Source organism: Mesorhizobium sp. WSM4816 (genome assembly GCF_055811535.1).
In genome coordinates this window covers 138,334-152,963 of the sequence record NZ_JBVVQR010000009.1, presented here as the reverse complement: position 1 = coordinate 152,963, position 14,630 = coordinate 138,334, and the positions used below count along the sequence as shown (strand labels likewise).

General features: G+C 64.4%; 5 protein-coding genes. All 5 read left to right on the top strand.

Translation table 11 applies throughout. The annotated features are described in order from the left end of the window. Positions 1 to 276 precede the first annotated feature (276 nt). The 5 genes from AC0L3H_RS13360 (at position 277) to AC0L3H_RS13340 (ending at position 14,595) form a co-directional block, all read left to right on the top strand. Complete coding sequence (locus tag AC0L3H_RS13360) at positions 277 to 2,205, top strand: autotransporter assembly complex protein TamA (RefSeq protein ID WP_473585764.1); 1,929 nt, start codon at positions 277 to 279, stop codon at positions 2,203 to 2,205. Next, on the top strand, positions 2,205 to 10,121 hold the full coding sequence (locus tag AC0L3H_RS13355) for a translocation/assembly module TamB domain-containing protein (protein WP_473585763.1): 7,917 nt from the start codon (positions 2,205 to 2,207) through the stop codon (positions 10,119 to 10,121). The genes AC0L3H_RS13360 and AC0L3H_RS13355 overlap by 1 nt, the downstream gene beginning before the upstream one ends. A 389-nt stretch (positions 10,122 to 10,510) precedes the next feature. Continuing rightward, complete coding sequence (locus AC0L3H_RS13350; RefSeq protein WP_091600287.1) at positions 10,511 to 12,166, top strand: ABC transporter substrate-binding protein; 1,656 nt, start codon at positions 10,511 to 10,513, stop codon at positions 12,164 to 12,166. A gap of 224 nt (positions 12,167 to 12,390) precedes the next feature. Continuing rightward, positions 12,391 to 13,425, top strand: coding sequence for an ABC transporter permease (locus tag AC0L3H_RS13345; RefSeq protein WP_027153847.1), 1,035 nt, complete (start codon positions 12,391 to 12,393; stop codon positions 13,423 to 13,425). A gap of 12 nt (positions 13,426 to 13,437) precedes the next feature. Continuing rightward, the gene (locus tag AC0L3H_RS13340) at positions 13,438 to 14,595 is read left to right on the top strand and encodes an ABC transporter permease (RefSeq protein ID WP_091600286.1); all 1,158 of its coding nucleotides are present in this window, start codon (positions 13,438 to 13,440) and stop codon (positions 14,593 to 14,595) included. The last annotated feature ends 35 nt before the right edge of the window (positions 14,596 to 14,630 follow it).

The window sequence follows — 14,630 nt, the reverse complement described above, 5'->3', positions numbered from 1 at the left end:
CGTCCACGTTACGCCCAGACATGTTCAAGCTTCGGTCCAGCTTGTCAACACAAGGACGCGGCAGGTTCCCGCCTGCCAACGGTTTCCTTTCCGGCCGATGACCGGTAGTACCTCCACAGGACAGGGATCACGCTTTCTTGCGGCGACGCAGAAGGTGTGAATTCCAAGCCCTGTCCATTTAAGACAGTTGGATTGTGGCAATTGGATTGTGGCCCGTTTACGAGCAATTCAGAACTTCATTCCAATTTTAGCTTTGGCCGCTAGTGTAGAGTTGTAATGTCGGCGTATGAAAGGCAGATGTCGGGAGGAACCGCGCCACGGCGCGTGTTTTCGCTCGCCTTGCTTTCCGCCTTGCTATGCTCGACTGCACTGGTTGGCGCGAGCGGAAATGCGGCCGCTTTCGAGATCTTCGGCATCAAGCTGTGGGGATCGTCGGAGGATGAAGATGCCGACATCGTCGATCCGCTGCGCTATGCGGTGACCATAGAGGCGCCCGACGCCGACGAGGATCTCGCCGAGAAACTCGAAAACGCCTCGGCGCTGAAGGACGACGAAGAACGTCCGGTCTCCGGTTCGCTCGGCCTGCTGGCCAAGGCGCGTGCCGACCGCGATCAGCTTGTCGCCGCCCTTTATGCGGACGCCCGCTACGAGGGCGTCGTCACCATTACCATCGAAGGCAAGCCGCTCGACGATTTGCCGCCGGACGCCGAATTCTCGGGTCCGCAGCCGATTCCGGTGGTGATCAACATTGCGGCCGGGCCGAAGTTCACGCTTGGCGACATCAGGCTGGAGGGCGATGCGGCGGGGCTGGCGGGCGCCGATTTCGGCCTGATCGCCGGCGGCGATGCCGGGTCCGGTGCCGTGCTCAAGGCCGAGGCGTCGATCGTGCGGGCGCTCAAGGAGGACGGCAGGCCGCTGGCCAAGGTGACCGCCCGCGAGATCGTTGCCGATCACGCCACCTCGACGCTCGACGTGGCGCTGACCGTGGCCGCCGGGCCGGTTGCCGGCTATGGCGACACCACGGTCGAAGGCACCGAGAAGGTCGACCGCGATTTCACCGAATACATGACCGGCCTGAAGCGCGGCCGCCAATATTCGCCGGAAGAGGTCGACGAGGCGCGCGACCGGCTGCTCGGGCTGGAAGTCTTCAACAGCGTTACGCTGAAGGAGGCCGACGGTCTCGACGCCGACGGCAACATCCCGATCGGCGTCGAAGTGAGCGAGCGCAAGCCGCGCTATTTCGGCCTTGGCGGCACCTTCTCCAACACCGAGGGGCTCGGCCTCGAAGGCTATTGGGGTCACCGCAATCTGTTCGGTCGTGCCGAAAAACTGCGCATCGAGGGCGAAATCAGCGGCATCGGCAGCAACGAACTGACCGAGCTCAACTACAATGCCGGCATCATGTTCGAAAAGCCGGGCGTGGTCGGGCCGGCGTCCAAATTCTTCGCCAACGTCAACACCGTGCTGGAGCATCCCGACGCCTACGACCGTTTCTCGGTCAAGGGCAGCACCGGCCTGTCTTATGACCTCGACAGGCGGCAGACGGTTTCGGCGGAGGTCGCGCTCGACTATTCGAAGATCACCGATTCTTTCGGCAAGCACACTTTTCTGATCGCCAGCATTCCGCTGCGATATGTCTTTGACAACCGCGACAACCGGCTCAACCCGACGACCGGATTCAGGGCGCTGGCCTATGCCGAGCCGAGCTACGACATTTTGAACGGTGCCGCCTTCGTCAAGCTTAGGGGCGAAGGATCGGCCTATCAGGCGCTCGACGCGGCCTCGAAGTTCGTCCTGGCCGAACGCGTCGCCATCGGTTCGATCATCGGCGCCGGCCTTCAGGATGTTCCGGCCGACCGCCGTTTCTATTCCGGCGGCGGCGGCTCGGTGCGCGGTTATGCCTATCAGGGCATCGGTCCGAAGGGCGCCGACGGAGAGCCGATCGGCGGGCTGTCCATCTTCGAGACCTCGATCGAGATGCGCATCGCCATCACCGACACGATCGGCGTCGTGCCGTTCGTCGATGCCGGCACCGTCTCGACCGATCAATTCCCGGATTTTTCCAGCATGAAGGTCGGCGCCGGCGTCGGCTTGCGCTATATTACGCCGTTCGGACCGCTGCGCATCGATGCGGCGGTGCCGCTCAACCCGGATCCCGAGGACCCGGATTTCGGCATCTATGCCGGCATCGGCCAGGCGTTTTGATGACAATGTTCAAGCGCATCCTTCGCATTGCCCTTTACACGCTGCTCGTCCTTGTGGCGGCGGTGGTCGGTGCGCTCGTCGTGCTCACCAAGACCGAGCGCGGCCGCGCCAATCTCGCCGGCATCATCTCGACCGTGGCGTCGAGCGATGACCAGAAGGTCACGGTCAGCGGCATCGACGGCATCTGGTCCGGCGCCCTGACGGTCGACCATGTGGTGCTGGAGGATCGCCAGGGCGCCTGGCTGGTGGCGCGCAAGGTGGCGGTCGACTGGTCGCCGCTGGCGCTTCTGTCGAAGAACTTCAGCGCCGGCCGCGTCGCCGCCGATCGCATCGAACTGGCGCGGCTGCCGGTGGCCGGCACGCAGCCGAGCCAAGGTGGCGCCACCACGCTGCCGGTGTCGCTCGACGTCAAGCAGATCGACCTGCCGGAAATCGCGCTCGGGCAGGCGCTGGCCGGCAGCGGTATCGCCGAGCTCGCCGCCAAGGGATCGTTCAAGGCCGACGCGGCGCCATTGGCGCTCGAAACCAGCCTCAACATCACCCGCCGCGACGGCAAGCAAGGCAAGGTCGACGCCAACATCCATTTCGCGCCCGCCGACAACAAGCTGGACCTCGATCTGAAGGCGTCGGAGCCGGCCGGCGGCATCATCGCCAATCTGCTCAAATTGCCGGATGCGCCGCCGGTCAGCATGGTCGTCACCGGCACCGGGCCGGTCGCCAACTGGAGCGGCATCGGTACCTTCGTCGTCGACGGCCAGATCGTCACCCAGCTCACCGGTCGCCACCAGGTCACCGACAAGGGCAACTATGTCGAGGCCAAGGGCGACGGCGACTTCCAGCGCTTCTTGCCCGACAATCTGAAATCCTTGTTCGCCGGCAAGACCAGCTTCGATCTCGCCGGGACCGCGATCGTGACGGGCGGCGTCGAGGTCGAGCGCGCCAGCATCGACAGCGATGCCGTGCATGGCACCGCCGCGGGCAGCATCGACCCCAACGGCGCCAGCGACCTTTCGGCGGAAATCGTCGCCAAGGGTCCACCAATCGTGCTCAGCCTCGGCGCCGCGGCGCAGCCGGTGACGGTGGCGATCACCGGCGCCACGGCCCGCGCGTTCGGCGGCGGCAAGGCACCGATAATCGACATCGGCGTGTCCCTGGTCTCGGTGGTGGCGGGCGGCACCCGGGTGGACGATCTGGTGGCCGAAATCCATTCCGACGGCTTCGACATCCAGGACCGCAGCGGACCGGTCACCATCAAGCTTATCGCCGGCGGCCTGAACACCGACGTGGCGACGCTGGCACCGCTGGTGACCGGCAGGGTCACTGCGGACCTCGCCGGGTCGGTCAGCAAGGACGAGATCGTCGTCGAACAAGGCACGCTGCGCAGCGATGCGCTCAATGCCTCGGTGACATCCAGGGTGACGTTGGCCGATCTGGCGATGACGCTCAAGATGAATGCCGATGCCGTCTCGACTGCGCTGCCGCCGCAGATCCGCCCGATTCTCGGCGAGCGCGTGACATTCTCGGCGACCGCGACCCGCGACCCGCAAGGCTTGTTTGCCGCCAATGCGCTGCAACTCAATTCGGGCTCGCTCAGCGCCAGCGGCACCGCCAGCGCGACGGGCACCGACATCCAGGCCGACATCAGGGGTACGCTCGGCGACATTTCGGTGCTGTCGCCGATGGTTGGCATACCAGTCGGCGGGGCCGTCGATTTCGCGCTGACGGCGAGCGGCGCGCGCTCGGCGCCGGATTTCTCGGTCTCGGCCGACAGCGACAGCCTGACCGCGTCGGGCCGGACGGTCACGGCGATCAAGCTGACAGCGACGGGCAAGGCCGACATCGTCAATCCCGCCGCCGATGTCGCACTGACCGGGTCCGTCGACGACCAGCCGCTCGATCTCAGGGCATCTTTGGTGACGCGTGACGGAACGCGTTCCCTCAACGGGCTTAGCCTGTCGCTGGCCGACAACAAGGTCTCGGGCGATCTCGTGCTCGACGACAGCTTGCTGCCGCTCGGCACGCTGACCCTCGAAGCGCCCGATATCGGCCCGCTGGCCGCGCTTGCTGGGCAGACGGCGGCCGGCGACGTGCAGGGCAGCATCCGCCTCTCGAATGATGGTGGCGCGCCGACGGTAGTCATCGATATGACGAGCGGGTCTATTTCCCGCGGCGATCTGGCGGCGAAGACCATCGCCGTCAACGCGCTGGTCGCCAACTTTCTCAAGGCGCCGGCGATCTCCGGCACGATCAAGGCCGATACGGTCACATCAGGCGCCACCGTGATCAGCGGCATCGGTGTCGATTTGAAGCGCGACGGCGACTGGACCGGGTTTTCCGGCGGCGCCACAGTCGCCGGCATTCCGGCCAGGGCCGAAGGCAGGGTGAAGATCGCCGACGGCACGACAAGCGTCGAGATCGCTTCCGGCGAAGCGACCATTCGCGGCATCAAGGCGGCGATCGCGCAGCCGTCGACCCTGAGCATCGCCAATGGCGCGGCCAGCATCGAGAAGCTGATGCTCGATGTCGGCGGCGGATCGGTGACCGTATCCGGCACCGCCGGCCAGACGCTCGACCTTGCGGCAGAGTTTTCCCGGCTGCCGGCCGCCCTGGCCAATGATTTTTCACCCGGCCTCGACGCCGTGGGCACGCTCGGTGGAACGGCGCAAGTGACGGGACCGTCGGCAGCCCCTGACATTCGTTTCGATGCGCAGCTCAACGACGCCGAAACCAGCCAGACCCGCCAGGCGGGGCTTGGGCAGCTCAACCTCGATGCGGCAGGCAGCTTCTCCTCCGCCGGCGGCGTCGCCATCGACAACGCGACGCTTGCCGGGGACAAAATTTCCGGCAAGGCTGCCGGCACCATCAATCCGAACGGCGCCAGCGATTTTTCGCTCGACGTGGCCTCGACCGGCCCGAGCTTGCCGCTGGCGCTTGGCAGCACCGAGAGCCCGATCAAGCTCGAGTTGCAGGCGCTGTCGGTGGAGGTCGCGGGGCAGGGCACGCAGCCGCAGCTCGACATTTCCGCTGTTCTGCCTTCGGTCGCGACGAAATTCAGCGATGTCGAGGGGCTCACGCTGGCATTGCATTCCGACGCCTTCGATCTGAAGGGCCGAACAGGGCCGATCTCCGGCACGGTGACGGCGGACAAAATCGGCCTGGACAATCCGACCATCGCGCCGCTGCTCGCCGGAAAGATTACTGCCAAGGTCGCCGGCGATCTCGCTACCGATACCATCGTCATCGACAGCGGCTCGGTAACGAGCGAGGTACTGGACAGCGGCTTTAATGGAAGGGTCTCCCTGGCCGATGGCGCCATCGATCTCAACCTCAGGGCGGTTGCGGCTTCCGCGGCACTGCCGGCGGCAGTGCGCGGCGTGCTCGCCGAGCGGACGCAGCTCAGCGCGGCACTGAAGCGCGACGCCAACGGCAATGTTATCGCCAACGCCATCAGGCTGGTATCAGGTGCATTCAGCGCCGACGGGCAGGCCAGCCTCGCCGACAACAAGGTCAGCGCCGACGTCAAGGGCGCGCTCGCCGACATCTCGCTTCTGTCCGGGGATGCCAAGGGCGCCATCACCTTCGCGCTGAACGCGCAAGGCGCCAGCACCGCGCCCGACCTGTCGCTGACGGTCAACAGCGACCGGCTTTCGGTGGCGGCGCGAGAAATCACCGGGCTAAAGCTCACCGCGACGGGGAAGGGCGACATCGCCAGCCCGGCGGCCGATATCTCGCTCACCGGATCCGTCAATGACGAGCCACTCGATTTCAAGGCGTCGCTGGTAACGCGCCAGGGAAAGCGGTCCATAAACGGACTAAGCCTGTCACTGGGCGACAACAAAGTTTCGGGCGACCTTGCTCTCGACGATCGATTCCTGCCGCTCGGCACGGTTGCGCTGGATCTACCCGATATCAGTCCGCTCGCAGCCCTGGCGCTGGAAAAAGCTGACGGCGACGTGCGTGGCACGATCGTCTTCTCGAAGACCGGCAATGCGCCTGGCGTCACCGTCAAGGCGACCACAGATTCAATTTCGCGCGGCGATCTTTCGGCAAAGACGGTCACCATCGATGCGCTGATTGCCAACTATGTCGCCGCACCGTCGATCTCCGGTAAAATCCGTGCCGACAGCGTCACCTCCGGCGGCACCGTGATCAGCGGCATCGGTGTCGATTTGAAGCGCGACGGCGACTGGACCGGGTTTTCCGGCGGCGCCACCGTCGCCGGCATTCCGGCCACGGCAGAAGGCAGGGTGAAGATCGCGGACGGCACGACAAGCGTCGAGATCGCCTCCGGCGAAGCGACCATTCGCGGCATCAAGGCGGCGATCGCGCAGCCGTCGACCCTGAGCATCGCCAATGGCGCGGCCAGCATCGAGAAGCTGATGCTCGATGTCGGCGGCGGATCGGTGACAGTGTCCGGCACCGCCGGCCAGACGCTCGATCTCGCCGCAGAGTTTTCCGGGCTGCCGGCCGCCCTGGCCAATGATTTTTCACCCGGCCTCGACGCCGCGGGCACACTCGGTGGAACGGCGCAAGTGACGGGACCGTCGGCAGCCCCTGACATTCGTTTCGATGCGCAGCTCAGCGGTGCCGAGACCAGCCAGACCCGCCAGGCGGGGCTCGGGCCCCTCAAGCTCGATGCGGGAGGCAGCTTCTCCTCCGCCGGCGGCGTCGCCATCGACCGCGCGACGCTTTCAGGAGACAAAATTTCCGGCAAGGCTGCCGGCACCATCAATCCGAACGGCGCCAGCGATTTTTCGCTCGACCTGGCCTCGACCGGCCCGAGCCTGCCGCTGACGCTCGGCAGCACCGAGAGCCCGATCAAGCTCGAGCTGCAGGCGCTTTCGGTAAAGGCTGCAGGGCAGGGCATGCAGCCGCAGCTCGACATTTCCGCTGTTCTGCCGTCGGTCGCGACGAAATTCAGCGATGTCGAGGGGCTCACGCTGGCATTGCACTCGGACGCTTTCGACGTGAAGAGCCGGACGGGGCCGGTCTCCGGCACGGTGACGGCAAACAAGATCGGCCTGGACAATCCGACCATAGCGCCGCTGATCGCCGGCAAGATCACGGCACAAGTCGCCGGCAGCCTGGCGACCGACGGCATTGTCATCGACAGCGGGTCGGTGACGAGCGACGCGCTGAACACCGGCTTCAATGGAAGGATCTCGCTGGCCGACGGCGCCATCGACCTCAACCTCAAGACCGACGCCGTTTCCGCGGCGCTGCCGGCGGCAGCGCGCGGCGTGCTCGCGCAGCGGACGGAACTCAGTGCCGCGCTGAAGCGCGACGCCAATGGCGATGTCACCGCCAACGCGATCAGGCTGGTGTCCGGCGCGCTGACCGCCGACGGGCAGGCCAGCCTTGCCGACAACAAGCTCACCGTCGACATCAAGGGCGCGCTGGCCGACATCTCGCTTCTGTCAGGGGACGCCAACGGCGCCATCACCTTCGCGCTGAACGCGCAAGGCGCCAGCACCGCGCCCGACCTGTCGCTGACGGTCAACAGCGACCGGCTTTCGGTTGCCGAACGCGAGATCACCGGGTTGAGCCTCACCGCCACCGGGAAGGCCGATGCCGCCAACCCGGCGGCCAATGTCCAACTGACCGGAAACGTCGCGGGCCAGCCCCTGCAAGGCAGCGCCGTGCTGGCGACGTCAGACGGCAAGCGCGCCATCGACGGGCTTTTGCTGTCGCTCGGCAAGAACCGGATATCAGGCGACCTGGCGCTTGACGAGGCGTTCGTGCCCGAAGGCACCGTGGCGCTCGACCTGCCTGACATCGGACCGCTGGCAGCGCTTGCGCTGGAAAAGGCGGAAGGCGACATCCGCGGCACGATCGTCTTCTCGAAGGCCGGCAATGCGCCTGGCGTCACCGTCAAGGCTTCGACCGCTTCGATTACACGCGGCGATGTTTCGGCGAAGACGGTGACCATCGATGCATCGATCGCCAATTATCTCGCGGCACCGGTGATCTCCGGAAAAATCCGTGCCGACAGCGTCACCTCCGGCGACACCGTCATTCGCGGCATCGATGTCGATCTCACCCGTGACGGCGACTGGACCGGCTTTTCCGGCGGCGCCACCGTCAAGGACATTCCGGCCAAGGCGGCCGGCCGCGTCAGGGTCGCCAATGGCACGACGACGGTTGAGCTCGCCTCCGGCCAGGCGACCATGCGCGGCATCAAGGCGGCGATCGCCCAGACCTCGACCATCACCGTCGCCAACGGCACCACCAGCCTGGACAGGCTCGCACTCAACCTCGGCGGCGGCACGGCGACGGTTTCGGGCAAGGTCGGGGAGGCGCTCAATCTCAACGCGACGCTGGCGCGGGTGCCGATGTCGCTCGCCAACAGTTTCTCGCCCGGCCTCGATGCCGCCGGCTCGATCTCGGGCACGGTGAAGGTGACGGGCGCGCCGGCCAATCCGGCCGTCGCCTTCAAGGTCGACGCCGCAGGCGTCCAGACGTCGCAGACCCGCGGCGCCGGTTTCGGCGGCATGGGCGTTTCGTCCTCCGGCACGTTTTCCGGCAACCGACTGACGTTCGAGGCCAACATGAGCGATGCCGCCGGTCTCGGCCTCAAGGGCGGCGGCACGATGACGACATCAGGCACGCCGACGCTTGATCTCGACTTTTCCGGCAAGGTGCCGTTCGCCTTCCTGACCCGGACACTGGCCGCACAAGGCCTGTCGTTGAGCGGCACGGCCGACGTCAATCTGAAGGTGCGCGGCCCGGCGACGGCGCCGGTGATCACAGGCACGGTCCGCACGTCAGGTGCCCGCCTGATCGATGCCCGCTCGGGACTTGCAATCAACGACATCACCGCCGATGTGGCGATCGGCGATGGCGTCGCCAGGATCAACCGCCTGACCGGCAATTTGTCGACGCGCGGCAGCCTGTCGGCCAGCGGCACGGTCGGCATCAATCCGGCGCAAGGCTTTCCGGCCGACCTGTCGGTCAAGCTCGTCGACGGCCGCTACACCGACGGCAGGGTGGTCACCGCCAATCTCGGTGGCGACCTGACCATCAAGGGGCCACTCGCATCGGCGCCGGTGATCTCGGGCACGATCAACCTGGCCAAGACCGTCATCACCGTTCCCGAAAAGCTGCCGGGCTCGCTGGCGGCGCTCAACATCAGGCACAAGAACGCACCGGCCGCCGTGCGGGCGCAGGACAAGGCGTTGCGCCCGGCGACGGCGAGCAGCAGCAGCGGTGGCGGCGGCCTCAACCTCGATGTCACGGTCAACGCGCCCAGCCAGATCTTCATCCAGGGCAGGGGCGTCGATGCCGAGCTTGGCGGTTCGCTGCGGCTGACCGGCCCGGCATCGTCGCCGCAAGCGGTCGGCACCTTTGACTTGCAGCGCGGTCGGCTGTCGATCCTGGCCAAGCGGCTGACCTTCACCGAAGGCACGGTCGGCTTTTCGGGGTCGCTGGTGCCTTATCTCAATCTCACGGCGACATCGACGACGAGCAGCACCACCGTCACCATCGTGGTGTCGGGCGAGGCGACCAATCCGAAATTCAACTTCTCGTCGGTGCCGGCGCTGCCGGAAGACGAGGTTCTGGCGCAACTGATTTTCGGCCGCTCGATGTCGAACCTGTCGCCGCTGCAGATCGCCCAGCTTGCCGAAGCCGCCGCGCAACTGGCCGGTATCGGCGGCTCGACCTCGCTGCTCCAGAACCTGCGCAGCGCGATCGGCGTCGACGACCTCGACGTCGTCACCGACGAGGAGGGCGGCACCGCGGTCTCGGCCGGCAAATATCTCAACGACCGCACCTATGTGACGATCCAGAAGGGCGACAAGCCGGGTTCGGGCAAGGCGGCGATCGATCTCGACGTCGGCCGCGGCGTCAAATTGCGCGGCGAAGCCACCGATGCCGGCGAAGCCAAGGGTGGCATTTTCTACGAACGCGAGTACTGAAGCCGGCCGGCGAGATAGGGTCCGGCAGTCCGACAGCCCTCGTCGCCGTATCGGCACTCATCCGGGATCGGGTGGCGCGGTGCAAAGCTTCGCGCATGACCGCGAGAATCGATATCGATTTCGGCGCAAAATCAAACTGCTACAGCGTCCGTTGCGCGCCCGAGGGGACGTGCGGCGCGGCAGTAAATGTCTCGGTTTGATCGATGTCGGAGATTCGAACGAAATCTGCCGGGCAATAGCAATTTTGCGCCAAGACTGTCGTTATCACGCGAACTGCTTCCCTTCCAAAGTTGCACATTCCTTGGCATGTTCCCAATCCGTGCCGTTTTTGACATCACGGCCCGGATGCGGAATGGTAAAAGGCAGAAAGCCAACAATGGGAGTTCTCGATGACAATCTACAAGAGTAATGGCGACCGCGTTCCGGATCACATCCATGCGATGGCCGAGGAAGCCAGGGCGGGACGTGTCGATCGCCGCGAGTTTCTCGCTTTGGCCAGTGTCTTCGGCGCGTCCACGGCGATGGCCTATGGCATGCTCGGCCTCGCCGACCCGACGCCGGCGAGAGCGCAGGACGTGCAGGGCAAGAAGGGCGGCATACTGAAGGTCGCTATGTGGATCAAGGATCCGAAGGATCCGCGCAAGGCAGACTGGTCGGAAATCGCCAATGCCGAGCGCCAGGCGATCGAGCCGTTGGTCAAGTACACAAACGAATACACGTTCCGCCCCTACCTGCTCGAGAGCTGGGACGTCAACGACGACGCCACCGAATACACGCTGCATGTGCGCAAGGGCGTCACCTGGAACAACGGCGATCCGTTCACCGCCGACGATGTCATCTTCAACTTCAAGCGTTGGGGCGACAAGAAAGCCGAAGGCAATTCCATGCCCGGTCGCCTCGGCTCGCTGGTCAAGGACGACAAGCTGGATGAGAGCGCCGTCACCAAGGTCGACGATCACACGATCAAGCTGACGCTCAGCACGCCGGATATCGCGCTCATCCCCAACGTGTGCGACTATCCCGGTCTCGTCGTCCACAAGACCTTCGACGAAAAGGGCGGCGATTTCAAAGCCTGCCCGATCGGCACCGGCCCATTTGAACTGGTCTCCTACGATGTCGGCCAGAAAGTCGTCTACAAGCGCCGCGAAGACAACAAGTGGTGGGACGGCGAGGTCTTTCTCGACGGCATCGAGTTCATCGACTACGGCACCGATCCGGCGGCTACGGTCAGCGCCTTCGAATCCGGAGAGGTCCACACCAACTTCGAGACGTCGGCCGACTATGTGTCGATCCTCGACGGTGTCGACCTGGTCAAGTCCGAGGTCGTCACCGCTTCGACGATCGTCTGCCGCACCAATGTGACCAACAAGCCTTACGACGATCAGAAGGTCCGCAACGCCCTGCAGCTCGCGGTCGACAACGCTGTCGTGCTCCAGCTGGGCGGTGGCAATGCCGGCACTGTCGCCGAAAACCACCATGTCTCGCCGATCCATCCGGAATATTTCGAGCTGGCGAAGATTGCCCGCGATCCGGCCAAGGCGAAGGCGCTGATGGCGGAAGCCGGTCAGGCCGATTTCGAGCACGAGCTGATCACGGTCGACGAAGACTGGCACAAGAATACCGGCGATACGATCGCCGCGCAGATGCGCGACGCCGGCATCAAGGTCAAGCGTACGGTGCTGCCGGGTTCGACCTTCTGGAACGACTGGACCAAATACCCGCTGTCGATGACCAACTGGAACATGCGGCCGCTCGGCGTCCAGGTTCTGGCGATCGGCTATCGCACCGGTGAAGCCTGGAACGAGACGGGCTGGTCGAATCCCGAGTGGGATGCCAAGCTCAACGCGGCGCTCGCCGTTGCCGACCCCGCCAAGCGCAAGGAAATGATGAAGGACATCGAGCAGATTCTGCAGGATTCCGGCATCATCATCCAGCCTTACTGGCGCAAGCTCTACAGCCATTCGGTCGCTGCCGTTAAGAACTACGGCATGCATCCGACCTTCGAGCGCGACTACGGCAAGGTCTGGCTCGACGAGGAGGCCTGATCGGATCGATCGTGGAAGGGGCGGTTCGCCCCTTCCACCCACGCCTTGCATGATCCCACAACCGAAGGTCGGCCCAGCAAGAAAGCGCGGACTCTTCGGAGAGGGCGTGCAATAAGACAGGGTTGATCGCATTCTGAGGGTCCGTTTGACAGCCAGCTCTGCCGATCGCAGCTGAACTGGCTCCAAGCCGGCCTCAACCCCAACCAGACCGGCAGGGGACCGCCATGCTTTCTTTCATCCTTCGACGCCTCGGCACCATGGCATTGACGATGCTGTGCCTGACGATGGTCGTGTTCTTCCTGATCAATCTCGATCCCAATCTGAAAAAGCTGGCAATCAGCCAGACCGAAATGCACACCTCGGCCGAGCAGCTCGAAAGCTGGCTGGTCAACCATGGCTATCGCCAGAATTTCTTCTCCCGCTACGGCCAATGGCTGGGTATCGTGCCCAAACAGCCGGTCACAGACCCGGCAACCGGCAAACCGGCGCGACGTTTTTCCTTCTGCAACGATCCTGTCGAGCCGACATTTTCCGGCGTGCTGCAGGGTGACTTCGGCTGCTCGACCAAGTTCAAGACGACGGTCGCGTCGAAGCTATTCCCGGCGCTTGGTGCTACCGGAATCCTGATGTTCTGGGTGCTTGTGGTGATGGTGCCGATCTCGCTGCTGATCGGCATCCTCGCCGGCATGCGCGAAGGCTCGCGAACCGACCGGACCTTGTCGGTCGCCTCGATTGCCTCAACGGCGACGCCCGAATATGTGTCGGGCGTCATTTTCACCGTCATCTTCGCCTCATGGCTCGGCCTGCTGAACGGTTCGGCGGCTTCGGCCAGCCGCGGCATCACCTTCTACAATTTCACGCTGCCTGTGATGACGCTGGCGATCTATGGCATCGGCTATATCGCCCGCATGACCCGCGCCTCGATGGTCGAGGTGATGACGCAGCAATATATCCGCACCGCCCGGTTGAAGGGCCTCTCCTTCGGCAGCGTCGTGGTCAAGCACGCGCTGCGCAACGCGCTGATCGCGCCATTCACCGTCATCATGCTGCAATTTCCCTGGCTGCTCACCGGCGTCGTCATTGTCGAGGTGATGTTCCGCTACCAGGGGTTTGGCTACACGCTGGTCGAGGCGGCCGGCAACAACGATATCGATCTTTTGCTCGGCTGCTCCCTGGTCTCGGTGTTCATCGTCCTGATCACGCAGCTCATTTCCGATGTCGGCTACGCGTTTCTCAATCCGCGTATCAGAGTTCAATAGGGGATCGAGCGGATGCAGCTTGAATATATCGGCGCCTTCAATGTGGTGCTTGGCGTGCTTGCGCGTTTCTGGCCGGTCTGGATCGCTCTCGTCCTGGTGATGGGGGCGAGCTTCGCCTACAAGAAGAGGCTTGGCCTCTACGGTCAGCTCTTCGACAGCAGCGTCGGCATCGTCGGCGTCGGCATCTGCCTGTTCTGGCTGTTCACGGCGATCTTCGCGTCGACCGTCTCGCCCTTCAATCCGCTTGTCCAGATCCCGATCATGAAGGACGCGCTGCCGGGCGCGGTCGAGCCGCAATCGGGACTAGTCTACCTGTTCGGCGGCGACAAGCTTGCCCGCGACGTGTTCAGCCGCATGGTCTACGGCAGCCAGATCGTGCTGATCATCGCGCCGGCGGCGACCGGGTTTGCGCTGATGGTCGGCATCACGCTCGGCCTGCCGGCCGGCTATTATGGCGGCAGGATCGATACGGTGCTGTCATTCCTCGCCAATCTGGTGCTCGCCTTCCCGGTGATCCTGCTGTTCTACCTCCTGGTGACGCCGGGCATCATGGAGACACCTATCCCCTATGCGATGGCCGGCCTGTTCTTCATGTTCCCGATCATTTTCTTCAGCGTGCTGTTCTGGACGCGCTACAAGAAACGGCCCGACCGCCTTTACATCCTCCTGGGGCTGACGCTGATCATTGGCGGCTGGGTCTATGCCGGCCTGGTCTTCGATGCCGATCCGTTCAGGATCATCCATATCGATCCCAACCAGCTCAACATCTTCGTGGCGGTGGTGTTCGCCTCCAGCCCCGGCGTGTTCCGCATCGTGCGCGGCCTGGTCATGGACATCAAAACGCGCGACTATGTGGCAGCGGCGCAGACGCGCGGTGAATCGCCCTGGTACATCATGCTGTGGGAGATACTTCCCAATGCGCGCGGGCCGCTGATCGTCGATGCTTGCCTGCGTATCGGTTACACCACGATCCTGCTCGGCACGCTCGGCTATTTCGGCCTGGGGCTGGCGCCCGAGAGCCCGGACTGGGGCACCGCGATCAAGGATGCCAGCCGGCTGCTGCGCTCCTTCATCCATCCGGCGCTGCCGCCGACGATCGCGCTGATGTCGTTCGTGCTGGGCCTTAATCTGCTGGCCGACTCGCTGCGTGAGCAATCGATGAAAGATTGATGGACGGGTTCTCGACCCGATATGCTGAAAGAACA